The sequence below is a fragment of the Streptomyces xanthochromogenes genome (assembly GCF_014650455.1).
Classification (GTDB): Bacteria; Actinomycetota; Actinomycetes; order Streptomycetales; family Streptomycetaceae; genus Streptomyces; species Streptomyces xanthochromogenes.
This window is the reverse complement of the sequence record NZ_BMUZ01000009.1, coordinates 244,084-266,517: the sequence shown is the minus strand read 5'-3', so window position 1 is coordinate 266,517 and position 22,434 is coordinate 244,084. Positions and strand designations below refer to the sequence as shown.

At 68.3% G+C, this 22,434-nt stretch carries 32 protein-coding genes; 30 read left to right on the top strand and 2 right to left on the bottom strand.

Features of this window, described 5'->3' with window-relative positions; translation table 11 throughout:
• From IE267_RS24075 to IE267_RS24050, 6 genes are all read left to right on the top strand, one after another.
• A complete protein-coding gene (locus tag IE267_RS24075) occupies positions 1 to 393 on the top strand; it encodes a hypothetical protein (protein WP_189764658.1) in 393 nt (130 codons plus the stop codon).
• A gap of 71 nt (positions 394 to 464) precedes the next feature.
• Complete coding sequence (locus IE267_RS24070) at positions 465 to 3,008, top strand: hypothetical protein (protein WP_189764657.1); 2,544 nt, start codon at positions 465 to 467, stop codon at positions 3,006 to 3,008.
• A 30-nt stretch (positions 3,009 to 3,038) separates the two neighbouring features.
• Positions 3,039 to 3,266 carry a hypothetical protein gene (locus tag IE267_RS24065; protein WP_189764656.1) on the top strand — a complete coding sequence of 76 codons (228 nt, stop codon included), beginning with the start codon at positions 3,039 to 3,041 and terminating at the stop codon, positions 3,264 to 3,266.
• A gap of 32 nt (positions 3,267 to 3,298) precedes the next feature.
• A complete protein-coding gene (locus IE267_RS24060) occupies positions 3,299 to 3,793 on the top strand; it encodes a hypothetical protein (protein WP_189764655.1) in 495 nt (164 codons plus the stop codon).
• Positions 3,794 to 3,804: 11 nt separating this feature from the next.
• A complete protein-coding gene (locus tag IE267_RS24055; RefSeq protein WP_189764654.1) occupies positions 3,805 to 4,023 on the top strand; it encodes a hypothetical protein in 219 nt (72 codons plus the stop codon).
• A gap of 10 nt (positions 4,024 to 4,033) precedes the next feature.
• On the top strand, positions 4,034 to 4,369 hold the full coding sequence (locus IE267_RS24050) for a hypothetical protein (protein WP_189764653.1): 336 nt from the start codon (positions 4,034 to 4,036) through the stop codon (positions 4,367 to 4,369).
• Between the two features lie 58 nt (positions 4,370 to 4,427).
• On the opposite strand, the gene IE267_RS24045 is transcribed toward IE267_RS24050, so the two are convergent.
• Positions 4,428 to 4,829, bottom strand: coding sequence for a DUF6221 family protein (locus IE267_RS24045; RefSeq protein ID WP_189764652.1), 402 nt, complete (start codon positions 4,827 to 4,829; stop codon positions 4,428 to 4,430).
• Positions 4,826 to 5,077 (bottom strand): hypothetical protein, encoded by a 252-nt coding sequence (locus IE267_RS24040; protein WP_189764651.1) that lies wholly within the window; start codon positions 5,075 to 5,077, stop codon positions 4,826 to 4,828. Before IE267_RS24040 ends, IE267_RS24045 begins: the two co-directional genes overlap by 4 nt.
• 94 nt (positions 5,078 to 5,171) lie before the next feature.
• Between IE267_RS24040 and IE267_RS24035 the strand changes: the two genes are divergently transcribed.
• The 24 genes from IE267_RS24035 to IE267_RS23920 all read left to right on the top strand — a co-directional run bounded on the left by IE267_RS24035 (position 5,172) and on the right by IE267_RS23920 (position 22,430).
• On the top strand, positions 5,172 to 5,555 hold the full coding sequence (locus IE267_RS24035; RefSeq protein WP_189764650.1) for a hypothetical protein: 384 nt from the start codon (positions 5,172 to 5,174) through the stop codon (positions 5,553 to 5,555).
• 138 nt (positions 5,556 to 5,693) lie between these two features.
• Positions 5,694 to 5,990 (top strand): hypothetical protein, encoded by a 297-nt coding sequence (locus IE267_RS24030; RefSeq protein ID WP_189764649.1) that lies wholly within the window; start codon positions 5,694 to 5,696, stop codon positions 5,988 to 5,990.
• Complete coding sequence (locus IE267_RS24025) at positions 5,987 to 6,394, top strand: DUF6221 family protein (protein WP_189764648.1); 408 nt, start codon at positions 5,987 to 5,989, stop codon at positions 6,392 to 6,394. The genes IE267_RS24030 and IE267_RS24025 overlap by 4 nt, the downstream gene beginning before the upstream one ends.
• The gene (locus IE267_RS24020) at positions 6,391 to 6,717 is read left to right on the top strand and encodes a hypothetical protein (RefSeq protein WP_189764647.1); all 327 of its coding nucleotides are present in this window, start codon (positions 6,391 to 6,393) and stop codon (positions 6,715 to 6,717) included. The genes IE267_RS24025 and IE267_RS24020 overlap by 4 nt, the downstream gene beginning before the upstream one ends.
• A gap of 67 nt (positions 6,718 to 6,784) precedes the next feature.
• Entirely contained in the window at positions 6,785 to 7,525 is a 741-nt protein-coding gene (locus tag IE267_RS24015) for a hypothetical protein (RefSeq protein ID WP_189764646.1), read from the top strand.
• Positions 7,526 to 7,649: 124 nt separating this feature from the next.
• The gene (locus tag IE267_RS24010; protein WP_189764645.1) at positions 7,650 to 7,901 is read left to right on the top strand and encodes a MerR family transcriptional regulator; all 252 of its coding nucleotides are present in this window, start codon (positions 7,650 to 7,652) and stop codon (positions 7,899 to 7,901) included.
• Positions 7,902 to 7,915: 14 nt separating this feature from the next.
• Positions 7,916 to 8,149, top strand: coding sequence for a hypothetical protein (locus tag IE267_RS24005; protein WP_189764644.1), 234 nt, complete (start codon positions 7,916 to 7,918; stop codon positions 8,147 to 8,149).
• Positions 8,150 to 8,294: 145 nt separating this feature from the next.
• Complete coding sequence (locus IE267_RS24000) at positions 8,295 to 8,687, top strand: hypothetical protein (RefSeq protein ID WP_189764643.1); 393 nt, start codon at positions 8,295 to 8,297, stop codon at positions 8,685 to 8,687.
• An 11-nt stretch (positions 8,688 to 8,698) separates the two neighbouring features.
• Positions 8,699 to 9,226: a hypothetical protein gene (locus IE267_RS23995; protein WP_189764642.1), complete on the top strand. Its 528-nt coding sequence runs from the start codon at positions 8,699 to 8,701 to the stop codon at positions 9,224 to 9,226.
• Positions 9,129 to 10,727 (top strand): terminase large subunit domain-containing protein, encoded by a 1,599-nt coding sequence (locus IE267_RS23990; RefSeq protein WP_189764641.1) that lies wholly within the window; start codon positions 9,129 to 9,131, stop codon positions 10,725 to 10,727. The genes IE267_RS23995 and IE267_RS23990 overlap by 98 nt, the downstream gene beginning before the upstream one ends.
• Positions 10,724 to 12,295: a phage portal protein gene (locus IE267_RS23985; RefSeq protein ID WP_189764640.1), complete on the top strand. Its 1,572-nt coding sequence runs from the start codon at positions 10,724 to 10,726 to the stop codon at positions 12,293 to 12,295. The genes IE267_RS23990 and IE267_RS23985 overlap by 4 nt, the downstream gene beginning before the upstream one ends.
• 84 nt (positions 12,296 to 12,379) lie before the next feature.
• Positions 12,380 to 12,661 (top strand): hypothetical protein, encoded by a 282-nt coding sequence (locus tag IE267_RS23980; protein WP_189764639.1) that lies wholly within the window; start codon positions 12,380 to 12,382, stop codon positions 12,659 to 12,661.
• Positions 12,662 to 12,663: 2 nt separating this feature from the next.
• A complete protein-coding gene (locus IE267_RS23975; RefSeq protein ID WP_189764638.1) occupies positions 12,664 to 14,121 on the top strand; it encodes a 2'-5' RNA ligase family protein in 1,458 nt (485 codons plus the stop codon).
• A 16-nt stretch (positions 14,122 to 14,137) separates the two neighbouring features.
• Positions 14,138 to 14,521: a hypothetical protein gene (locus IE267_RS23970; protein WP_189764637.1), complete on the top strand. Its 384-nt coding sequence runs from the start codon at positions 14,138 to 14,140 to the stop codon at positions 14,519 to 14,521.
• Between the two features lie 2 nt (positions 14,522 to 14,523).
• Positions 14,524 to 16,383, top strand: coding sequence for a DUF6582 domain-containing protein (locus tag IE267_RS23965; RefSeq protein ID WP_189764636.1), 1,860 nt, complete (start codon positions 14,524 to 14,526; stop codon positions 16,381 to 16,383).
• 124 nt (positions 16,384 to 16,507) lie between these two features.
• On the top strand, positions 16,508 to 17,878 hold the full coding sequence (locus IE267_RS23960) for an SU10 major capsid protein (protein ID WP_189764635.1): 1,371 nt from the start codon (positions 16,508 to 16,510) through the stop codon (positions 17,876 to 17,878).
• 119 nt (positions 17,879 to 17,997) lie between these two features.
• A complete protein-coding gene (locus IE267_RS40470) occupies positions 17,998 to 18,603 on the top strand; it encodes an HNH endonuclease signature motif containing protein (protein ID WP_189764634.1) in 606 nt (201 codons plus the stop codon).
• Between the two features lie 70 nt (positions 18,604 to 18,673).
• A complete protein-coding gene (locus tag IE267_RS23950; RefSeq protein WP_189764633.1) occupies positions 18,674 to 19,024 on the top strand; it encodes a hypothetical protein in 351 nt (116 codons plus the stop codon).
• Positions 19,025 to 19,027: 3 nt separating this feature from the next.
• A complete protein-coding gene (locus IE267_RS23945) occupies positions 19,028 to 19,696 on the top strand; it encodes a hypothetical protein (RefSeq protein ID WP_189764632.1) in 669 nt (222 codons plus the stop codon).
• 17 nt (positions 19,697 to 19,713) lie between these two features.
• Positions 19,714 to 20,205 (top strand): hypothetical protein, encoded by a 492-nt coding sequence (locus IE267_RS23940; RefSeq protein ID WP_189764631.1) that lies wholly within the window; start codon positions 19,714 to 19,716, stop codon positions 20,203 to 20,205.
• Positions 20,206 to 20,276: 71 nt separating this feature from the next.
• The gene (locus IE267_RS23935; RefSeq protein WP_189764630.1) at positions 20,277 to 20,528 is read left to right on the top strand and encodes a hypothetical protein; all 252 of its coding nucleotides are present in this window, start codon (positions 20,277 to 20,279) and stop codon (positions 20,526 to 20,528) included.
• Positions 20,525 to 21,676, top strand: coding sequence for a phage tail tube protein (locus tag IE267_RS23930; protein WP_189764629.1), 1,152 nt, complete (start codon positions 20,525 to 20,527; stop codon positions 21,674 to 21,676). The genes IE267_RS23935 and IE267_RS23930 overlap by 4 nt, the downstream gene beginning before the upstream one ends.
• Positions 21,677 to 21,765: 89 nt before the next feature.
• Positions 21,766 to 22,170: a hypothetical protein gene (locus IE267_RS23925; protein ID WP_189764628.1), complete on the top strand. Its 405-nt coding sequence runs from the start codon at positions 21,766 to 21,768 to the stop codon at positions 22,168 to 22,170.
• 116 nt (positions 22,171 to 22,286) lie between these two features.
• Complete coding sequence (locus tag IE267_RS23920; protein ID WP_189764627.1) at positions 22,287 to 22,430, top strand: hypothetical protein; 144 nt, start codon at positions 22,287 to 22,289, stop codon at positions 22,428 to 22,430.
• Positions 22,431 to 22,434 lie beyond the last annotated feature (4 nt).

Genomic DNA, 22,434 nt, shown 5'->3' with positions numbered 1-22,434 from the left:
ATGAGCGAAGGCAAGAGCGTCGGCGCGATCGTCACCTATGCCGCCGTCCTCGCGCGGGCCGGCGCCTACGGCATCCGGGCCGCCACCACGCGGCGCGCGGTCGAGCGTCTCCAGTCCCGCTTCCAGGACCGGGCCGACTCGGCACGGTATCTGTCCGAAGCCATGACCAAGCTGGACGTCGACGAGCCGACGACCTCCGCCTACATGGAGATCGCGACTCTCTCGAACGCGATGGCCGCCAACGTCGGCCAGATCGTGTCCGCCTCCGACTCCCTGACCACCGTGGCGCAGGGGCTGGATGCCGAGACACGGGCCCAGCACGGGCGCATGGCCGATGCCAACCGCACCCACAGCGTGCAGATGGCCGACCGCGAGTTCATCGCGCGCCGGTAGGCGCGACGTCACGAAGGGCGGAGCCCTCGCCCGGCCCCGCCCTTCACCACCGCAGACTTGGAGCAGACCGGATGGCAACGCCGACCCTAGCCAAGCCCGAACTCACCAACCAGACGCCGCAACCGGCCCAGGGTGGCCTGCGTGGCCGCATCGACCAGCTCCACAATCCTGGCCTGTACGTCGGGGCCGGGCTGGGCGTCGCCTCCGGCTATCTCACCGGCGACCCACTGCTCCTGACCACCATCGGGGCCACCGGGGTGGCCGCGGGCTGGACCGCGCTCGGCATGCACCCGGGGCCGTGGCGGTGGCTGCCCGGCCAGGGCGAGCCGTGGGAGTGGCTATGCCGCAGCAGCAGCCGCGGCTACCGGCGCAAGGTCCGCCGCATGCGCAACCGCCTCACTGTCGACAACTCGTACAGCCCGGCCGTCGGCAGTAACGGGCTGCTCGTGCCGGTCATCGGGATCGCCGACGGCTGGCGTCAGCACGACGACCGTGCCGCCCTTGTGCGCGCGGCGACGGCAGAAGCCCACCGTGCCCGCTGCGCGTTCCTCCGCAAGGCCTGGGCGCAACGGCTGCCGAACTGGGGGAGCGGCTGGTGGCGTACCTATTCGTTCACGGAGATGGCGCTGCGGGCCGGTCCGCTCACTGCGATCCCGGCCGCTGGTTTCGTCGAGCTGCCTTGGTGGGCGCACCTCACGGTTGCGTCTGCGGGCGCGGCCTGGGGTTCCCGGATGTGGCGTCGCCCGGAGCCGGCGGCAGCTGCCAAGACGGACGCTCCGCAGGGAGTCGACTGGTACCTGGCTCGCTGGGCGGAGTGGATCGCCTGCGACCGCGGCCCGCTGCCCGGCTCCAAGCTGGCCAGTCTCTCCCTGGATGACGACAAGCTGACAGCTGTGATCGTGTCCTCGACGGCGAAGGCCGCATTGGCTGTCGACGAGGACTCCGTTTCGATCGCCTTCGAGGTGCCGCCGCGGGCTGTCAACGTCTACCGGCCCGACGATATGGCCGCGAACAGGGCCAAGCTCACAGTTCGGCTCAAGCCCCTCGTCGCCCGGGCAGGAGATGAACTGCCGGACATCTGGCAGGAGTACAACCCATATGAAGGCAGCGAGCTGCACGGCGTCGAGGAGACCGACACCGGCCGCAAGTTCACGCTCCTGCTGCCCCGCAAAGGCACCCCCGTCACGGCCGTACAGGCCCGCACGATTGCCCAGGCACTCGACATGCCGGGCGAGGAAGCCGTCTCGCGGCTGCACCTACGAGCCATGGATGCCCGGCGCATCGAGGTCAACGAGATGTCGTCGAACCCTCTCCAGGACGGCGTCCCTCTGGATCTGGACGCACTCCGCATGGACGCCGACGGGTACGTGTCGGTCGGTGTGGACATCTACGGCCGCCCCGCCCGCTGGCGCCTGATGATCCCCAACGCGGGAAAGTTCGGCCTGTCCGGAACCCCGGGCATGTCGGCTGTCCACTCCTTCGATTCCGGCACCACCGGGGCAGGCAAAACCTCCCTGGAAGAGGCCCTGCTGATCGCCCAAGCCGTCAACGGATTCGTCTCCTGGGTGGCCGACGGCAAAGGCGGCGTCGGCTACGCCTCGTGGACCGACGACCTGGACTGGCTGGTCAAATCCCCATTGGGATTTGCCCTGTTGGCGCAGGGCGCCTCAGACGTAGGAAAGCACCGATTCGCCGTGCAGATGCGCATGCAGTGGAGGGACGCCGACGGGGACCTGGAGACCGGCCGAAGCTTCTTCGTGCCGGGCGAGCCGTTCGCGCCCATGTCCGTCACGTTCGACGAGTTCAACGAGATGGCCAAGGAGGGCAGTCGGGACCCGAACTCCGCTGCTGTCCTGAAGGGCGCCTCTCACCTGGGACGCCAGACCCGTGCCGCTGGCATCGGTGCGCGCGCCCACGTGCAGCTCCCCAACCTGGATGCCATCGGCTCGAACGCGGACGCCAACGCGGTCCGGGACATGTTCCAGTCCGGCAACATCGCCCTGTTCCGCACGGCGCGCGCCGACGTGGACAGCATGTCGCTGGGCTCGCGTACCCCGGAGTTCCGCCTGGAGCCGATCCCCGAGAAGTTCCCGAACGGGGCCGGTACCGGGGGTCTGTGCTACATCGCCGATGGCTCAGCCCAGTACACCCAGTCCCGCGTCATGTACCACCACAACGCGGTCAAGGTGTTCCGCCAGCTGCCTCGCATCACCCTCACCGACTCGGAAGCCGAAGCGGCCGGCGTCGCCTACCTGCGCCGCGATGAGTACCGGCACCTCGACGCCGCCGACGAGGACGCCTTCCTTCGCGAACTCGTCGCCACGGAGCAGGAGAAGACCGGCAAGAACAAGACCGTCGTCGACCTGAAGCCCGCTCCGGTCGTCCCGGCGGTCGTAGAGGTCGAGGACGACGACCTCGACGACCTGGTCCCGCCCACCCGCTCCCAGCTCGTCTGGCATGCGGTCGACGGGGGAGCCCGACGAAACAAGCAGATCGCCGAGGTCACCGACCTGAAGCCCGCCAACGTCGCGAACGCCACCGCGCGCCTGGAACGCCTCGGCAAGCTCACCCAACGCAACCGTGACTGGCACACCGCCCAACCGATCGACGCCTGACCAATCCACCTCACAGAAAGGGATCACACCGTGAACCTCACCGTCACCGGCCTGTTCGTGCTCGTCTGCATCGGGCTCGGCATCTGGCTCGTCAGGAAGAAGCACCACAAGAAGCGGGAAGTCCTGGCCGTCAGCCTGTTCTGGATCCTCCTCGTCGCCACCCCCTGGGGCAGCGGCGCCGTCGCCAAGGTCCAGGGGGCGCTCGGTAACGGCGTCCAGGTCGCCACGACGACCGTCAACTCCGTGTCCTCGAAGTAGCCCGCGCCAGACGGCCCGGAAGGAGACCCGCCATGCCTGACCCCACCGACCGGGCCGAGGTTCGAAAGCTCGCCACGGCCATCGACGAGGCCCTCACTGCCGAATGGCAGGCTTTCGCCCGCACCAGCGACCCCACCGTGCCGTCGTGGGCGGACGGACCGCAGATCGGCACCGCACCGGCCGTGCCTCAGCCGGGGATCCCGCCGATGTCGCAGCGCTCAACGGACATCGGCCGGACCGCGCTGTTCTGCAGCGTGGCGACGGTCCCGCCGGGGCTGATCGCGATCGGGCTACTGCTCGCCTCGGGGCAGGCCGACCCGACGGTCATCGGCTGGATCTGCGCCGCACCCGCCGCACTGGCCGTACCGATCCTTGCCGTCGTCCGGCTGCTCCGGGGAGCCAAGGAAGTCGTCGAGGCGGCGCCTGCCGAGATCCACCACCACTACAACGGCGACGTTTACCAGGACCAGCGCAACGTCCAGACCCGTACCAGCGGCCTGTGGGCCAAGACCACCAACCAGCAGTAGGAGAAACGACCATGGCCGACATCTGGAACAGCAAGCAGCTCCCCGACCGCCGCAGGACGTACACCGACATCCACTACCGGCTGTACGACCACCGCACCGGCCGGCTGCTGTCCTTCAACTCGACGAACAGCATCGACTGCATCGTCACCGACGTACTGCGCACCCAGCAGGAGCACCCCGAAGCCCGGATCTACGCCGTCGAGTACGACGGCCCCGCCTACCCGAACTAGGAGACCCGCCATGACCACCGCATCCCAGACCGCCTGGCCCGAGGGCGTCATCGCCCGCTACGTCACCGTCGCCGGTGCAGTCGACGACCGGACCACGGTGGATCTCTCGGTCGTATCGGAGCCGCATCGGTTCCCCAACGGAGCGCAGGAAGATCGCCCACTGACTCAGGTGGTCTGCGCAGGGTGTGCGAGCGACGCCACCTTCTCGCACTATGGGCTCCACCGTGGGAGCTTCGGCGCGGAGTGGCAAGTACGCGACCCGCAGACCGCGGACGAGGCGGCCCACGCTTGGGCCCAGGCGCATGCCGAGAAGTGCCGGGCGATGGCCCGGCCGGAAGGGAACTGACCCAACTAGCACTGCGGCCCCGCGCCTTCACCGGCCGGGGCCGCTGTCGTATTCGGGGCTAGCCGGTCACCGGTCGCCATTCCTCGCGGTAGTCCGAGTGGTCGGCGTAAGGGAGGGCTAGGAGGCGGGCGGTGAGACATGGGTACGTTTCGTAGACCACTCCGTCCTGCGCCTGACAGTCGCAGTACGCCTTCGAGGAGTTCGCCATGGGGTATGGCGAGGGCAGGTGCTCTGCGAGCAGGAGCCGCTTAGCTTCGACGTCGGCTAGGACGCGGGCCGGACCTCCGCAGTCGCAGACTGCGCCGGGCGCGTCGGCAAACATGCGCGACGCGGCCACTGCCGCGACAAGTCCTGTGCCGAGGTGCGTATGGATCTCGCACTCCAGGTCGTGCCAGTTCGAGGCACGGGATGCGTCCTCGTCGAGCCGGTCGCGGATGAACTGCACCAGAGCCTCGGTCACTTGGCGTTCTCCTTTCTTGGACGGCCGCCTTTGCGTGCTCGGCGAGCGGCGAGTTCCTCTTCCGCGGCAGCCAGCTCGGACAGCTCCTCCTCGTTGCCGTGCTCAGCAACGTAGGCGCGGACGTGGTCGACGAGGTCGGTGCTGCGGTCTGTGCCTTGCCGTTCGGCGGCAGTTCCGTAGGCGTCCCACATGCGGCGGGGGATGCGGAAGCGGGTGGTGAAGGTGTGGTCGGTTTCTTTGGCGGCCATGAAGCCATGTTCCCACACGGTTTTCAGTGAATCGCTTGTGTAGCTACACAGTTATTCACTACTGTGTGGCCACAAGGTTTCTAAGGGGGACCCGATGATCCGTAGACTTCGCTCGATCTGTCGCAGCATCGCCGCCGCGCTCCGAATCGCCCGGCCCGTCGGCTACGCGACCCTCAACGGCGACATCGCCGCCCTCGTCGCCAGCGGCCAGCTCATCCGCACCGGCGACTTCCTCATCAAGCACGGCGGCGGCGACCTCCCCGACGGTCAGCAGGCCTGGTTCGGCCGGCACGTCGCCAAGGCGTACCGCGCCGCCCAGGGTGTGAGCGCGCCCCGCGCCTGGGTTCAGCACCGCACCACCGGCCGCTGGATCCACGTCTACCTGTACGCCCCCGACGACCCGGCCCTGTACGCCGGGCTGCACAGCTACAAGGGCACCCGGCACTTGGTCGCCGTGGTCACCGCGGAGGCCGCCTAGACCACGCCCTGGGAAGAGACGGTCGCAGAAGCCGCCCAGGCTGACGAGCGTTACTGGCTCGACGCCTACGACCGCGACGACGAAGGCGAACCCGAGAGTGACGAAACCTAGGTTGACGGACCGACGCATACTGGCCGCATGAGCGACTTCCCGCACATGCTGCCAACCAGCAACCGAGCCACCCGCGACCGCATCGAAGCGGTACTCGCCGACCTGACATGGGCCGAGCGCGCCCGTCTGCCAGTGGACTCCCCGTCTGATCGCCGCACGATTGCCGGAATCCTCCGCAAGGCATTTACGCCGGAACTTGCGCGCATGCGGGACACCGAAGAGACGCTGGCCCGGGTCCGGAAAGTCGCCCGCCAGTACCGAGAGGATGACGCGATCCCAGTCCGGCGAATCCTCGCCGCGCTGTACGGAGAGGAGCGGCCGTGACGGAGACGGACCGCATGCTCCTCTGGCTGCGGAAGACCATGGCCGCAGCCGAACGCGACGCGGAAGCGGCGGGCGGTGACGAGTGGCGCAGGCAGGCGCATCCGTCTGACACGGTGGCGATCTACGACTCCGAGGACGAGCCCGTCGTGTACGACGAGGGCTCACCGTCCGAGGAGCAACAGGCCCACATAATCTGTAACAGTCCCGCCGCCGTACTGCGTCGGATCGCCGCTGACCGCAAGCTACTCGAATTGCACCAGCCCGTTCCCGGATGGCCCGACGAGTGCACCACATGCCTTAGCGACCGAGGGTCCTGGCCTGAGACGTGGAGCGGCGACACTTGCCCGTGCCGAACGATCCGCCTCCTCGCCGAATCCTGGGGCTGGAGTGGGGAGGTGTCATGAAGTGGCCGTGGCGGAAGCCCCCAGCGCCCCGGGCAGATCTGGTTCGGATCGCCGTCCTGGAGTTCGAGCTGTTCGGCATCGAGCCGAAGCCCGGAACGCTCGCCGCTGCCCTCGTTGGCCTCAACCAATTCAGCGGCGCCATGGCGCACGCGGTCATCACCTTCCCGCCGGGCACGCCCCGCCGCGAAATGGACCTGTTCCGTGCCGTCTGGGAGCGTCACGACGCCTACTCGTTCCCGTTCCAGAAGGCCGACGGCACGATCGAGATCGTCAGACAGGACCCCAGTGCCGCGCATCTCGACCGCCCGGGCAATCTCGGCTAGTCAGCGTGACCGTGCACACTGTGCGTATCACCGCACCTCTGCACCACGCCTGTCGAGGAGCCGCACCATGCACACCGCCACCATCTGCCCCGGGCCCTGCAACACGGCCTGGCGCCGTGCCGAAGAAGTCGCAGCCGAGTCTGGTACCGAACACCACATCACCCCCGCGTGGGGCCAGCCCGTCCAGTGCGACAGCTGCGTTGAACGCGCCCGGTGGCAGCTCGCCGAACTGCCCACTCTCCTAGCCGCTGTTCACCTTGAGGCGACCAACGGAAGCCGCGCCCCCATGACCGCAGCGATCCGCTCCAGCGCCGGCGCCGACGCCTCATTCCCCGGGCAGGCGCCGCTCGTTCTCATCGAGACGCTCCTCGGCGAGATGGAGGAGCTCGAAGCCGACGTCCTCCACCTCCGAGGAATCGGAGCCGCGTTCAATCCGACCGGACCTGTTGGGCCCCGAATCACCGTCGGCGTGCAGGTGCTTGAGGCTCATCTCGACTGGATGATGCAGCAACATCCGGCCGCCTCGGAGCCGCACGACCGGGCCAACAACAACCCCGCCGGCCAGATACGCGGCTGGCACGCGGCAGCCCAGCGGTTCATCAAGGATCACCCACAGCGCGAAGTCCAACGCCTTGGACCGTGCCCGCACTGCAAGGGCCCCTACCTCGTGCAGTCCACTGACCTGCGGCTCGTCAACGACCTGCCCTACATCGAGTGCCGCGACCCTGACTGCCAACGCGTGTTCACGACCCCGGAGTACAACGCCTACATGAAGACCCTGACCAAGGCATTGAAGGCCGTGGCTTGATTTTGTCGGCATCATGCATGATCCTGGCGCTACGCGCAGCATGCCCGCACATGCTCAAGGCCTCCACGATCACGCATCGTCGGGGCCTTTCGTCGTATGCGGGAAGATCAGGGAGGACGTCGCCGTGGTCGATCTGACAGCAGACCTGCGGGCCCAACTGTGGACCGTCGCCGAAGCGGCAGAGGCAGCCGCAGTGTCCCCGCACGTGGTCAGGAACTGGAAGTACCGCGGCGTCCTGACGCAGGCCCTCGACTGTGCCGGCCGACCGCTGGCAGACCGCCAGGGTCGGCCGCTGTTCCGGGCGATCGACGTGATCCGTGCCGAGAAGGCCACCCGCGAGCGAGCCCGCCGAGTGTACGGCCCTGTCGCGGCCTGAGCACTGGAGGCGCCGTGTCTACCGTGACGATGCTGATCACCACCGAGCTGCTACACGAAGCCGACATGGTGCAGATGCTCGACCTCCTGCACGCGGAAGAGCTCGGCCGGAAGCCGGACCAGCACCCCGGCCGCACCGTGCTGACGCTCGACATCCCGGACGCCCCGACCGGAGCGACGAGCATTGAGCCCGTCTTCCAGCGCGCCGCGGACGGCACGGTCAGCGTCGCGAGCATGGGCTGGCGCTAGCTCCCCAGTCTCGGGGCCGCCAATCCATCCCCCCGGGTGCGGCCTCGACGTCCCGCTGCCCCCTCCTGGGCTCACAACCGGGCAGCGGGACACCCCAACTTCCGAGCGCTACGAATGACCTCAATCAACAGGGACGGGAGATGCGATGACCGAGCAGCCTGACGGACCCACCCCCGTCCCCGACCAGCCGGCCGGCCCCGCCTGCACCACGTGCGGCGCCCCGGCCTGCGTCCACTGGCAACGCCGCCTCACCGACGCCGAGTTCGCCGACTACCTGGCGCTCGTACAGGGGCGCCGCGACGAACTCACCGAGCTCGCCGACCAGCAGAAGCCCCCGCCGGACTTCGGTCCCCTACCGACAGCCGATGAGGTCACGCGGACCATCTACGGCTGCCTCGACCACGCCATCACCCTCGACGCCGCGTCCCTCATCCACACGAAGGCCTGCACGGCGCCGCCCTGCACCTGCACCCCCGAGCCGGCACCTGAGCCCGAGCCCGAACCTGAGCCGCAGCAACTGCCGCCCGGCTGGGGCTGAGAGGAGGCGTCATGGCCGTCAACCGTGGTGAACGCGCCGCTATGGCTGTCCGCCGGGCGAAGCTTGTGGAGTACCGGCGCCGGAAGGTCCCGTACAGCCAGTTCTACGAGGAGCTTGGCTACGCCAACGCCAACGCCGCCTCCAGGGATTTTCACCGGGCGCTGGAAGAAAGCATCGCCGAGCAGCATGCGAGCGTAGAGGTGTACCGGGAGGAGCAGCTGATCGAGTTGGACTTCCTCGCCGAGGAAGCCCACAAGATCCTGCGGACCCGGCACTACGTCATCAACAGCGGCCGGATCGTCGAGCACCCGGAAACCGGGGAGCCCCTCGAAGACGACGGGCCGGTCCTCGCGGCCATCGACCGCCTCGTCAAAATCCTCGACCGCATCGCGAAGCTGCGAGGCCTGGACGCGCCCCAGCGCCTGGAGGTGATGACGATCGATGCCATCGAAGCCGCCATCGCCGACCTCAACGAGCAGCTCGCCGCTTCTGACGCTGAAGCTGAAGCGCCTGCAGGAACTGAAGGAACTTCAGGCTGAGGTGCAGCGGCGCGAGGCCGACCGGCTTCGCCACATCGACGTATTCGGGAAACTCGGCTACGTCCCGACGCCGAGGCAGCAGGAGTTCCACGACGCCACCGAGTTCGACGTGCTTTTCGGAGGTTCGGCGGGCGGCGGCAAGACCGTTTCGCTGATCACTGAGGGGATTCGGGCCTGCGTCCGCTACCCCGGCATCCGTGTCGGTGCGTTCCGGCGTACCTACGGCGAGCTCAAGGAATCGCTGCTCGCCGAGCTGGCCAACTACAGCTATGCCACGGCCCTCGGCGCCTCATGGAACGGCACCGAGTACGAACTCCGCTTCCCCAACGGGTCGCTGATGATGTTCCGGTACGCCGAATCCGTGAAGGACGCAAGCCGCCGCCAGGGCGGCCAGTACCAGCTGCTCATCTTCGACGAGCGCACCCTCGCCCCGCCCGACGTCTGCTCGTTCCTCGAAAGCCGCCTCCGCTCCGGGCGCGCCGACATTCCCGTGATCGGGATCCGCTCCGGCACCAACCCCGGCGGCCCGGGCCACGGCGCAGTCAAGGTCCGCTACATCCAGCCCACCAACTACGGGAAGTCCGTCGTCACCGACGATCGGGGCCGGACGGTGCGCTTCATCCCGTCGAAGCTCGCCGACAATCCGCACGTCAACCCCGAGTACGCTGCCGACCTCAAAGCGCTCCCGGAGAAGTTGCGAGCCGCCTTCCTGGACGGAGACTGGGACGTGTTCGCGGGCATGATGTTCCCCGAGCTCAAGCGGGACCGCCACGTCATCGAACCGATCGAACTCCCGGCGACCTGGCGGCGCTACAACGGCATCGACTGGGGCTTCGCCGCCCCTTGGGCCGTCCTGTGGGCCGCGGTCGACGAGGACGGCCGGGTCTGGGTCTACCGTGAGCTGTACCAACGGCAGGTCGGCGAAGCCGAGCAAGCCCGCCGTATTCTCGCCGCCGAAAGCCCCGGCGAGCACGTTGCTGTCCGGTACGCAGACGACGCCATGTGGGCCACCCGCGGTGACGCCAAGGCGATCGCCTCCGTGTATGCCGACAACGGCGTTCACCTGAGCCCCGCAGGCAAAGGCGCCGGCTCTAGGGTTACCGGCTGGCAGCGTGTCCGCAGCTACCTGGGCGAGGGCCCGGCCTGCCCGCACCACCGGGCGCTCGGCTGGGAGACCTGTCCGATGCTGCACCTGTTCACGACGGTCACTGAGCTGTACCGGGAACTGTCCGACTTGCCGCACGCCACCAAGGGGGATCCCGAGGACGCCGACACCACCTCGGATGATCATGGAGCAGATGCGCTCCGCTACGCCCTAGCCAATCTCGGCACTGGCCCCGAGTTCGTGCTCCTTGAAGAGGCGAACACACCCATCGCCGCGGAGCCGGTAGCGACGCTGGGCCCGACCGTCGCCTACCGACCGCCCGACGACACGAGCGCCTGGTGGCTTGAGGGCGACGACGAGGGTCCACGGCCCGGGGGGACGGTGCAAGTCCCATGAGCCTCAAGACCTGGTGGCAGAGCGTCACCGGCAGCGGCGTAGAGGTGCTGGAGACCGCCCCAGCGAAACTCCCCGAGCGCGCGGGCTACGAGTACGGGGTCGGCCCCGGCGGGCTCACTGAGTCCAACCAGGGCCTGGGGGCGGCCACCCAGACGGACCGCCGCACTTCGCTCAGCCAGCTGTACGACGCCTACCTCGCCTGCCCCTGGTCGTGGGCCTCCGTCAACGCCATCGCCCGCACCGTCACTGCGGGCGGACTCGTCACCGACTGGACGAACGACGACGGCGAAGGCGACCAGGAGCAGCCCGACAAACCGCAGGAAGTCCTCCTCCTGGAGCGGATGCTCGCCTACTGCAACCCGCGTGAGAACATCCGCCAGATCCTGCGCGGCGTCATCACCGACCTGCTGGTTTTCGGGGATGCGTTCATCGAGGTCGTGTGGCTGGCGAACCAGCCCGTCGCCCTGTATTCGCTGGACTGCCCGTCGATGCTGCCGATCGCCGACGAGCACGGCACGATCACCAGCTACGTGCAGCAGACAGAGTTGGGCCAGCGTGCCGTGTTCGAGCCGCGCGAGGTCATCCACATCAGCCTGGACTCGCCCCGCTCCGGGGTGTTCGGGGTGTCGCCGACGCAGGCCGCGATGCTGCCGATCACGTCGTGGTTGTTCGCATCGGCTACGTCGAAGGAGATCTTTCGCAAGGGTGCGCCGCCGGTTCTGCACGTGGACTTTCCGTCGTCGCATTCGCCAAGCGAGATCAACAAGTGGGTAGCGCAGCACATGCAGCGCAACATCGGCCCACGCAACATCGGCGTGCCGATCTCCACCAAGGGCGGCGCAGTAGTCCACGAGCTGGCGCAGTCCCGCACGATGGACTACCTGAAGTACCTGGAGCAGAAGCGCGACGAGATCATCGCCGCCTATGGGGTGCCCCCGGCGAAGGTCGGGATCATCGAGTCCGGGAACCTGGGCGGCGGCACCGGCGAATCCCAGGACCGCACCTTCATGGTCAACACCGTGCAGCCGATCGCTGAACTCGTCCTCGAAGCCCTCAACTTCCACCTCGCGCGGCTCGGCTTCGGCGTCGAGGGCTGGAAGCTCAAGTTCAGCGACATCGACATGCGGGACTCCAAGACCGTCGAAGACATTCGCGACATGCGGCTCCGCAACGGCTCCTGGACCCTCGACCGCTACCGCGCCGACATCAACGAACCCCCCGTCCAAGGCGGCGACCAGCCGGTCCTCGTCGACCGCACCAACCTGGTGCGCTGGGCCGACATGGACGCAGCCTCCAAGGCCAGCATCGCGAACAAACTCCGCGGCACCTCCTTGGAGCCCGGCGATCCCGAGGAGGGGGAGCCCGTCACGGTGGAGAAGCCCGACAAGGCTGGGGTGCCAACCCAACTGGCGCCGTTCGCCGGGAAGGCGCCACCCGGCGTCGGGCCGCCCGACGAGCCGGACGGTGGAGCCCCGCCGACGGCCGAGTCCCGGCGCCTCCTCTACCGGGCCCGCCTACAGGAAGCCCTGGCCGCACTACCGGGAGGTGTCGATGAGCACGCCGCCTGACCCCGGACCGGTCCAGCCTCCCGACCCGCCGAACCATCCGCTGCGAGCCAAAGACGTCGCGGCGTTGATCAAGAAGAGGGTCGGATGAGCGGCGGCAGCTACAACTATCTATTCCTCCACACCCGAGGTCTGGAGCGGCAGCGTGGCGACCTTGAGGAAATGGCGGAGCGTCTCGGCGAGCTCGACTTCGCGCAGGACGCCGCCGAAGCCACCCGCCGCGTCCTATCGCTCCTTGATCAGGCAGAGGCCGCATCGCAGACACTCGCCAAGGTGTGGCGGGCCGTTGAGTGGTGGGATTCCGGCGACTCCGACGAAGACCAGGTACGTGAATCGGTCATCGAGTACCGAGACGTCGACCGGGGGTGACCGTGGCGTCCCCGAACTTCTCCGACGGCTGCATGATCGCCCTCTATCCGCCGCCCGCACTCGCGCAGCAACTCGCGGTCGAGGGCGGACTCCCAGCTGAGGAACTGCACGTCACAGTCGCCTACCTCGGTGACGCTGACCACGTCGACGGGGACGTCCTGCGGGACGCGGTAGCTGAACTCGCCGCCCGGCGACCGTTCACCGCTCAACTCGCGGGACTGGCCCGTTTCACCGGCGGCGACAAGGACGTCCTCGTCGCCCTCGTCGACTCCCCGGACCTCGAAGACCTCCGCCGCGACACCCTCGACGCCCTGCACGAACGCGGCATTGAGATCCCGCGGGGGCACGGGTTCACCGCCCACTGCTCCCTGATCTACCTCAACCTCGACGAGCCGGCCCCGCTCGACCGACTCGACGCCCAACCGATCGAGTTCACCGCGCTCTCGGCCGTCCACGGCCTCGACCGCATCGACAGCCCGCTCGCGCATCCCATGGATGCCGTAGCCCGCGAAGCGTTCGCGGCAGGCTGGGCGCTGTCTGGCGGCCCAATGACCCGCCGCGTACAGGTCGCCTGCGAGACCGCGGTACACCTAGCGACCGAAGCGACCGACGACCCGGACATCCTCAAGGCGACCATCGACCTCGGCAAACTCGAAGGTATGTGGGCACTGCTTTTCCAGAGGCGCCAGGAGCAACAGGACCGGCACACCGCCAGCGTCAATGCCCTGTGGCGCGACCTGGTTGCCCGCGACGGCATCGCCGCCATGGTCGACCGGCTGCGCTGGCAGCTCGGCGTCCACGAAGCCGACGGCCCTGACCGCAGCGGCATTCGGGCCGCAGCCCTCGCCGCGGCGAAGGCGATGCTCGCCGTCCTCGCCGACCTGGCCGGCTTCACGACGGTACGAATCGCACTGCGTAATGCGATTGCCGCCGGACGGGCCGAAGGCATGGTCAACGCCGTTGCCATCGCAGCCGAGCGAGCCAACAGGATCGGGCTCGACTGGAACATCGCCTTCACCGACGCCTACGCGGCAATGGAGCGCCTCGACGAACTGTGGGGCGACGCGGGCGGCTGGCTCGGCCGCATGGTCGACGGTGTCGCCGACGACCTAGGCCGCACCCTGGCATCCGGCATGGAAGACGGCCTCAGCCGCGACGAACTCATCGACGCCGCCGCCGACATCCTCACCGGCGACAGCGACGCCGTCGCATTCACCGTCGACTGGGCGATGACCACCGCGGCAGACGAGGGCGCCCTCGCGCTCTACCAGTCCGAGGGCGTCCAACTGATCGACATCATCACCGCCGGGGACGGCAGGGTCTGCGGCTCCTGTATCGACGCCGAAACCGGAAGCCCGTGGCGGGTCGGCGACCAGCCTCGCATGCCCCTCCACCCCAACTGCCGCTGCTGCTACGCCGCGGATGTCAGCCTCGCCCACTTCGCCAGCTGGTTCACCTGACCGGATAGGAGTCGTCATGGCTCGCGCGCCCCTCGTAACCGCCCTGCCCGCCGACCCGGTCACCGTGTACGCCCCGGCCTCCCAGACCATCACCGCGTCCGGGGACAGCGGCGTACTGGACACCACCAGCGTCGCCAACGGGATCCTGTCCGTTTTCGTGACCGGCGCGACCGGAACGACCCCGTCGATCACCGTGTACTACGACGTGCAGGACGCGGCCGGTTACTGGCTCACCACCCAGACCCTCACCGCGATCACCTCGGGCCCGAACTTCACATTCGCCAGCTTGGGGCCGGGCTCGGGCGGCTACATCCTCACCGGCAAGGGCCGTGTCCGCTGGGTCGTCACCGGAACAAACCCCAGCTTCACCGGCGTCACGATCTCGCTGATCGGGAGGTGACCATGGGCACTCTCGGAACGGTCTCCGGCATCGCCCTCGTTCCCGGCGTCAGCCGCAACGGCCGCCTCTACACCGCCGAGGCCATCGGCCGCGCCGTGGCTCGTGCCCGGCAGCGACTCGCCGAGGGCGCGCAGCCGCTCACGATGCTCACCCACCACGCGGCCGATGACGACTCCACGCAGATCGTCGGACGGATCACCGCCATCGAGCAGGACGAGGCGGGGCGAGCCATCTACTCAGCCGACCTCGCAGACACCCAGCCGGCCCGGACGATCGCCGCCCTCGTCGACACCACCGGTGGCGCCCCGTACTTGTCCGGGGTGTCGATCCGCGGCGCATGGGTCGGCAAGGTCCGGCGCCAGGCCGGGCCGGACGGCGTGCCCGTTGAGACCGCAGACGATCTGGAACTTGATGGCCTCGATTTCACCCGGAAGCCGGGAGTCCTCGGGGCGCGCGTCGACACCTACACGCCGGCGGGCAGCGCTCCGGCAGAGACCGCATCCGAGGGCCGGGTGCTCATCACCGAGTCAGTGCAGGAGGCGCTGGTGCATACCGTCACCGAAGCCGCCGACGGGGCGGACGCCTCCGGCGAGCAGGGGCCGTTCGCGGACCCCGGCTACCAGAAGGACAAGCAGAAGCGGTACCCCCTCGACACCAAGGCTCGCGCCAAGGCCGCCTGGTCATACATCAACCAGGCCGACAACGCCCGGGCTTACACGGCCGCGCAGTTGAAGCGGGTCAAGCAGCGCATCACCAAGGCCCTCAAGGGCTTCGGGGTGACGGTGGCCGCCCAAGAGGGCTGGCTCATCGACCCCACCACCCAGGTCACCGAGACGCTCGCCGAGTACTGGGGCATGGACTCGACAGACGCCGGGAACCTGTTCGTCTCGCTGACCAACGGCCCGACCACCGTGACCGTCAGCTCGCAGAGCCTCGACCCGCACGACCTCGATGCGGTCGGGCGTGCGGCCATGGACGGCGCCTGCCAGGCCCTCATGCAGCTCGACCCCGACATGGACGCCGACGTCGACGTCCCCGGCGAACCTGACGACGACAGCTCTCCAGCATCTGCGGCGGGCGCGGACTGCCCGTGCGGCTGCGGCTGCGCCATCCCCGCCACCCCCGGCGGCTGCCCCTGCGCGTGCGAGTCCTGCATGCACTGCAAGACCGACGAAGACGACGACAGCGGCGACATGGGGGAGAGCGTCTCCTACGTCGCGGCCGGGGCGCCGATGACAGCAGAGCACTGGCGGCTCGTACACGAGTCCGGCCAGCTCAGCCCCGGCACCATCGTCACTGCGGCGATGGTCAACGAAGCGATCGATCGCAAGCACGCAGAGATCGCACAGACTTCGGCACCGGAGACGCCGGCGGCCGACCCCACCCAGGAGAAGGAGCCCGCCATGGCGGAGTCCACCACCCCGGCGGCCGAGACCCCGGGAAGCACCGATGGTATGGACGCCCTCGGAGCGAAGATCGACAAGCTCAGCGACGCCCTTGCAGGGTTCGTCACCGCGATGACCCCGGCCCCCGCCGCGGTGGAGTCCGCGGAGGCCGAGCCGGTAGCTGAGGCGGCCCCCGCCGTTGAGGTGACCGAGACGGAAGACCAGCGGATCCAGCGGCTCGTCGCCGAGGGCATCGCCAAGGCCCTGCCGACGGCCGTGCAGGAGCACGTCGAGGCGGCCGGGCCGTCCCGCAAGGGCCTCGTGAAGCCGGTCACCGAATCGTCGACGGTCTCCAGCGGCCTGCCCGAGAGCTGGCCGCAGAAGCCGCTGCACGAGTACACCGACGAGGAGTGGCGCCCGACCGCAGGCAAGGCCATCGTCACCGCGATCCTCGGCGACCGTGAGCCCCGTAGCTAACAGCACCGCATCCTGAGCCTCTCCCGACCGCCAGCCTCGCTGGTGCCTCACGGCAGTGATGGTCACCCAGCCCCGCCCAAGCGCGGGGCTTCGTCGTACCCCCACTTCCCTGAAAGGCACCACCATGTCCCAGGCTGAACTCCGCGAGGCACTGACCGCGGCAGGCGCATCTGCGCTGACCCCGACGATCGTCGACCCGATGCTGCTCGAGTACCAGCGCCGTTACGCGCCACTGGTCCGAGCGACCCCGTCCCGCAAGTGGGACTCGACGGTCTACTACTTCAACCAGCGCACGCAGCGCGCCACCGGCGGCTTCGTCACCGACGGCGGCGCCCGCCCGGTCTCCAACAGCACCTACGTGCAGAACCAGTTCACGATCCGCAACATGCAGGCCGTCGGCGCCGTCACCGGCTACGCCCAGGCCGTCACCCGCGGACTGGCCCAGGATCTGAAGCAGCAGGAAATCGAGGGCTCGATTCAGGGCCTGTACTGGGACATCGAGAACGCCATGCTGTGGGGCAACTCCGCCTCCACCCAGTACGGCGCGTACCCCCAGTTTGATGGCCTCGACTCGCTGGTCAGCACATTCTCCGGCAACGGGCAGAACGCCATCGACTTCAACGCCGCGATGTCCCTCGGCGCCCTCGACAAGCTCATCGACATGGTCGAGCAGCAGGCCGCCATGGCCATCCAGGACGCGTCCTGGATGCTGGTCATGTCGCCGACCGCCGCCTCCAAGGTGGCCCAGCTCCTCCAGGCGCAGCAGCGGTTCTCCGACCGCGTCGAGGTCGCCGGCGGCCTGAACGTCATGACCTACCGGGATGTGCCGATCATCAAGTCGTCGTTCCTGTCGGCGCGCGGCTACGGCATGGGCGCGGTCACCACCGCGACCGCTACCACCGGCGGCACGCTCGCCGCGGCGACGTACTACTACCAGATCGTGCCGGTCATCGCCCGACAGGGCGAGATCCAGGCGTCCACCGAGGTCTCGCAGACCACTTCGGGTTCGACGTCGACCGTCACCCTCTCGTTCTCTACGCCGACCGGCCTCGACGGCTCGCAGCCCAACGTCTACAAGGTCTACCGGAGCACCGGGACTGGCACCGAGACGCTCCTCGGCTACGTCGACGCCTGTGTCGGTGTCGCCGCTGACGGCGTCACCCCGGTGCTGACCACGTCGATCGTCGATGACGGCACCAAGCTCACCCCGAAGAACGCGTCGACCGTGCCAGCCCAGGGCCCGACCGCCTACGTCGGCACCAACGCGGCGGCCAAGCCCGCGGCTACCGGCCAGGAGAACATCTACCTCATGGCGCGCGACCCGAACTTCGTAGTCCGGCCCTACGTGCGCGAGCTGACCCCGCTGGACGTGTACCCGACCACGTCCGGCCCGGACCAGCTGCCCTACGCGATCGTCTCCGACACGACCCTCGCGGTTCGCGCACCTCGTTACCTCGGCCGGCTCAGCCGCGTCACGGCCACCCTGAGCTCGTGATGACGCCTTCGGCATAGCTAACTCGCCCTGTTACAGGGCGAGTTAGCTAGAATTACTGAGACCCCGGCGGGTGCTGAAACACCCCCGGGGCGTGGACGAACCTGGATGAGAGGTCCGACATGGACAACGCTACCGTGATGCGGTTCTGGAGCAAGGTTGACGTCGGGGATGTCGACGCGTGCTGGCTCTGGAAGCCCCTCGGCTCGACCAACGGCTACGGCCAGTTCAGCAGTAGGGGCAAGACCTACCTTGCCCACCGCCTGGCCTACGAGCTTTCTCAGAGCCCGATCCCGCCAGGGATGACCATCGACCACCTCTGCCGTGTTCGGAACTGCGTAAACCCAGCGCATCTGGACTGCGTAACGAAGGCGGAGAACCTGCGGCGGGCCAAGTCTTGGGAGAACGGCGCCGAATTCCAGCGCAACAAGACCCACTGCGTGGCAGGGCACCCGTACTCAGGCGACAACCTGAGGATCTGCAAGAGCGGGAAGCGCGCATGTCGGACGTGTGAGCGTCGATACACAGCCGAGTGGCGAGCGAGACAGCGCATCCTGAATCCGCCCAAGCCACCAGCACCCAAACTGCAGTGCAGAAACGGCCACTTGTACGCGGAGCACGGTCGCATCGGTGGCGACAGGGGTGGGTGCCGCCAATGCGCACGAGAGGCCACGAGGCGATCGCGGGCCCGAGCTAAGGCGTTGCAGCAAGCGGCCGACCCCACATAGAAGCCTCAACATCTAACCGAAGGCCCTGCATCAGCGGGGCCTTCGGCATTTCAGAAGGGAGTACGAACCCATGGCACGCATCCGTAAGGCCGCAGCCGGGAGCGACAGCTTCGGCCACACCTGGACCTCCGACGGCGCGATCGTCGAGATCGAGGACCCCGACCAGATCGCCGCGCTGCTGGCGATCGACGACGCCGGATTCTCCGAAGTCACCCCCGAACCGGAAGCCGGACCCGTTCAGGAGCCCGATTTGGACCTCGACGCGGCGAAGGCACACAACGACGACCCCGAGCGGGCTGCCGAGTTCTCGGAGATCGACCCGAAGGCCGAAGACTCCGAGGTCGACCCGCGGGGCGAGGACGTCGAGGCGCCGAAGCCGGCCCGCCGCGGCGGGCGCAAGCCTGCCTCTGCCCAGGAGTAGCCGGTGGCCGCGGACTCCCTGGTCCCGCTCGCCACCGCTACGGACCTGAAGGCCGGGCAGTTCGCCGACCTGGTCCGCGACTACAGCACGAGCGCCCTCGACGAGCTGATGATCGAGGCGACCCGGCAGTGCGAAGGCATCGCCGGCCGCCGCCTCGCGCCCTTCACCGCCGTGCAGGAGTCGCACCGGGCGCAGGGCATCGACCCGGACGAGTACGCGGACGCCGGATCGATGCCGATGGACATGCAGGGCACGCTCGGCACCTCGTATGCGAACGCGCTGGGTGCCGGCGACCAGGTGCGGCACGTCTGGCTGAACGAATACGCGCCGCGCTACCCAGAGCTGTGGAACTACGCGAACCTCGGAGTGACGATCCTCCGCTCCTACGGGGGATCCCAGACCGTCACCGTGGCGTCCCTGCTCGGCCCGGAGGCCGACTCGGGGCACGTCTGGTTCGGCTTGGGCACGTTCCTGCCGGTCGGCTCGTGGATTCGCGTCACCTATGACGGCGGCTACAGCACGGTGCCAGCCGACCTCGGCCGCGCCTGCAAGCTCATCGCGGCCAGCGACGTGCTCGGCGAGATCGACCCGGCGGGAACCCAGTTCGGGCACGACCGGGGTGTCCTGTCGGCGCAGGCCGAGGCCATCCTCTGCAAATACCAGCCCACCTAGACCACTTGGGGGCCGGTGTGAGCAGTGCGGATGCGGTGGCCCGGGAAACTGCCTGGCTGACCGCCTACGACCCGGCCGACGGACTCCCTGCCCTGCTCACGACGGACGGCGGCCCGTTCGACATCGTGCAGGGGTACCTCCCGCGCACCCCGGTCCAGCGCCGATGCCAGCTGTACGTGATGCGGCGGCGCCTTCAGGAGGTACGGACCGCGCACGTGCGCCGCATGGCCCGCCACCAGATCGAGCTACGGATCATCTGGCCCGCATCCTCCCCGACCGGAGCCGCCGAAACCCCGCAGCAGGCCTTGGACAACGCCATCGAGCTTGTCCTGCAGCGGATTGGCGGCCTGATGCTCGACAAGACCCACGGCGGCCGATTCCTCAGCGTCGCCGAGGACCCGGCCGAGGTGAGCATCGACTTCGCCGACCCCGAGCCGTCGCTGCGCGACCGAGCCGACCTCACGTGCGTCGTCAGCTACTCGGCCGACGACATCGAAATCAACGGCTGACCCCCACCCCTTTTCCAGCCCCCGGGCCGTCTGGCCGGGGGCTTTCCCACGACCCGACACGGGAGAGCCCTGTGCGCCAGCGCAACACGACCCCCTACGCGTGGACCTTCGCGGCCACGCCGGCCACCGACGACGAGCCCGAACAGCTGCCTTACGTCGTCGAGTCGGGCGACGTCACCGATCGCCCGGTGCTCCTGGACGGCTGGACGGCCGTCGACGACGAGCCGGATCCCGAGCACGACAAGTCCCCCGTCGAGGCGGCCAAGTCCCGCCCTCGCAAGACCGCGTCCGCCGAGGACGGCAAGGGAGGTGAGCCGCAGTGACACTCCTCTCCCGGCTCGGATGGATCGGCATCGCCAAGGAGTCCGTACAGGGCACCTTCCTGGCACCCACGTTCTACATTCCGGTCACGAAGTCCGACTTCAACATCGAGTACACGCAGCTCAAGGACGTCTCCTACCGGGCCAGCGACACCAACCTGCAAGGCCTGTACCAGGGTGTGGGGGAGACCTCCGCGTCAGTGGAGCTCCCTGCGTATCCGGACTGCCTCGGCTACTTTCTGCGGATCATCGGCCCGGACACGGTGTCGGCGGGCGTTTCGACGACCCTGTCGGCGTCGACGACCGTCGGCGCGACGTCGATCTCGGTGGCGGCCACGATCCCGGCCGGCTCGACGATCGCGATCGATACGGCCGCCAACCTGGAGTACGCGATCACCGGTACGCCGTCGGGCTCCGGGCCGTACACGATCCCGATCACCACGCCGGTCGGCGGTCTCACCAAGGCGCACAGCTCGGCCGTGACCGTTCTGTCGCAGACGACGCACACGTTCAAGCAATCCGCGACGGTCGCCAAGCCGACGTACTCCTTCGTCGACTACAACGTCCTCGAAGGCTGGGGCTACCCGGGCTGCATGCTCGGTGAGGTCGGCCTCAAGATCGACCCGAAGGGCATGGCGACCCTCGACGCCAAGATGACCGGCTGGATCGGCGCCATCCAAGGCAGCCTGTCCGCCCCTACGTTCACAGCCGTTCAGCCGATGCTCGGCTGGCAGTGGGCCATGACCAACTCCGGCGGTGCCTCCACACGCGGCCTGTCCTACGACCTCACCCTGAAGCGCGACGTCGAGGCCATCCACGCCTCCAATGGCTCGCAGCAGCCTCGCGAGGTGTTCTCCGGGGTCCTGGACGCCGACATCAAGTACAAGGCGATCTACGAGTCGGACACGGACTACAACCAGTACCTGCAGGCGTTGCAGACGTCCCCGACGTCCGCCGTTCTCACGCAGCCTCTGGTCGCCGGCGGGGCCTCCTTGACCCTGACGACGACCGCGCCCGGCTGGTCCAAGGGCGGCTACGACAAGTCCGGCACCTACGTGACCGCCGACTTCGAGATCTCCGGCATCAACAACGCCACCGACGGCGGTGCCATGCAGGTCGTCCTGAAGAACTGGACCACGTCCGCCTACTGACGATTAACTCCCCGGTCGTGCCGCACGTGAGGGCGTCACGGCACGACCGGGGTCTGACGCCCTCGACGCCCTCAGCTTGGAGCACCACCATGCCTGGCTACACGAGCCCCTACGTTTTGATGCAGTTCCCCGACCTGGGCGACGATGTCTCGGTGCTGATGCGTAACCCGCAGCTGCTGCCACCCCGGGAGATCACCCCCAGGGACGTACCGACTGACGACAAGGGCCAGCCCCTCGACCCGGATGACGCCCAGAAGGTCATGTACGAGGTGTTCGCCCGGCTCATCGTCGCCTGGAAGGTCTATGACGCCTCCCAGACACCGCCGCTGGAGATCTCCGAAGACGCCGACCCTGTCGCGCTTTTTGAGTCGCTGGGATCAGGGGACGCTCAGCCTCGGATCGGCCCGATCAATGTCGATAACGTCGCCCGGCTGCCGATGCGGATCATCAGTCGGATGATGGACGAGGTCAACGCGACCGTCTCCCCTCAGTAGGCCCTGGCTCCTCGTATTACGAGGACGTTCTCCTCCCGGTCGAATCGATCATCGAGGGGACGTGGGGCAGCGACGACTACCCCGCTGAATGGGCCGACTTCATCCTGATGCGGCGCATGCACTGGTCCTGGGAGCAGCTCCAGGCCACACCGCTTTACGTGCGCCGCTACACCCTCGACTTCCTCGGCATGATCAGCGAACAAGAGGAAAAAGAGTCCCAACGCGCCCGCAGCAAGGCCGAACGCGACGCCCGGGGGTGAGGCG

What these genes read in the sequence shown, in the direction of transcription:
- IE267_RS24030 (WP_189764649.1), top strand. Translation starts at nt 5,694, where the DNA reads ATGAGCGACTTCCCGCACATGCTGCCAACCAGCAACCGAGCCACCCGC.
- IE267_RS23985 (WP_189764640.1), top strand. Translation starts at nt 10,724, where the DNA reads ATGAGCCTCAAGACCTGGTGGCAGAGCGTCACCGGCAGCGGCGTAGAG.
- IE267_RS40470 (WP_189764634.1), top strand. Translation starts at nt 17,998, where the DNA reads ATGGACAACGCTACCGTGATGCGGTTCTGGAGCAAGGTTGACGTCGGG.
- IE267_RS24035 (WP_189764650.1), top strand. Translation starts at nt 5,172, where the DNA reads ATGATCCGTAGACTTCGCTCGATCTGTCGCAGCATCGCCGCCGCGCTC.
- IE267_RS24040 (WP_189764651.1), bottom strand. Translation starts at nt 5,077, where the DNA reads ATGGCCGCCAAAGAAACCGACCACACCTTCACCACCCGCTTCCGCATC.
- IE267_RS24000 (WP_189764643.1), top strand. Translation starts at nt 8,295, where the DNA reads ATGACCGAGCAGCCTGACGGACCCACCCCCGTCCCCGACCAGCCGGCC.
- IE267_RS23995 (WP_189764642.1), top strand. Translation starts at nt 8,699, where the DNA reads ATGGCCGTCAACCGTGGTGAACGCGCCGCTATGGCTGTCCGCCGGGCG.
- IE267_RS23925 (WP_189764628.1), top strand. Translation starts at nt 21,766, where the DNA reads ATGCCTGGCTACACGAGCCCCTACGTTTTGATGCAGTTCCCCGACCTG.
- IE267_RS23960 (WP_189764635.1), top strand. Translation starts at nt 16,508, where the DNA reads ATGTCCCAGGCTGAACTCCGCGAGGCACTGACCGCGGCAGGCGCATCT.
- IE267_RS24075 (WP_189764658.1), top strand. Translation starts at nt 1, where the DNA reads ATGAGCGAAGGCAAGAGCGTCGGCGCGATCGTCACCTATGCCGCCGTC.
- IE267_RS23950 (WP_189764633.1), top strand. Translation starts at nt 18,674, where the DNA reads ATGGCACGCATCCGTAAGGCCGCAGCCGGGAGCGACAGCTTCGGCCAC.
- IE267_RS24015 (WP_189764646.1), top strand. Translation starts at nt 6,785, where the DNA reads ATGCACACCGCCACCATCTGCCCCGGGCCCTGCAACACGGCCTGGCGC.
- IE267_RS23920 (WP_189764627.1), top strand. Translation starts at nt 22,287, where the DNA reads ATGCACTGGTCCTGGGAGCAGCTCCAGGCCACACCGCTTTACGTGCGC.
- IE267_RS24020 (WP_189764647.1), top strand. Translation starts at nt 6,391, where the DNA reads ATGAAGTGGCCGTGGCGGAAGCCCCCAGCGCCCCGGGCAGATCTGGTT.
- IE267_RS24070 (WP_189764657.1), top strand. Translation starts at nt 465, where the DNA reads ATGGCAACGCCGACCCTAGCCAAGCCCGAACTCACCAACCAGACGCCG.
- IE267_RS23970 (WP_189764637.1), top strand. Translation starts at nt 14,138, where the DNA reads ATGGCTCGCGCGCCCCTCGTAACCGCCCTGCCCGCCGACCCGGTCACC.
- IE267_RS24060 (WP_189764655.1), top strand. Translation starts at nt 3,299, where the DNA reads ATGCCTGACCCCACCGACCGGGCCGAGGTTCGAAAGCTCGCCACGGCC.
- IE267_RS23980 (WP_189764639.1), top strand. Translation starts at nt 12,380, where the DNA reads ATGAGCGGCGGCAGCTACAACTATCTATTCCTCCACACCCGAGGTCTG.
- IE267_RS24055 (WP_189764654.1), top strand. Translation starts at nt 3,805, where the DNA reads ATGGCCGACATCTGGAACAGCAAGCAGCTCCCCGACCGCCGCAGGACG.
- IE267_RS23990 (WP_189764641.1), top strand. Translation starts at nt 9,129, where the DNA reads ATGCCATCGAAGCCGCCATCGCCGACCTCAACGAGCAGCTCGCCGCTT.
- IE267_RS24050 (WP_189764653.1), top strand. Translation starts at nt 4,034, where the DNA reads ATGACCACCGCATCCCAGACCGCCTGGCCCGAGGGCGTCATCGCCCGC.
- IE267_RS23965 (WP_189764636.1), top strand. Translation starts at nt 14,524, where the DNA reads ATGGGCACTCTCGGAACGGTCTCCGGCATCGCCCTCGTTCCCGGCGTC.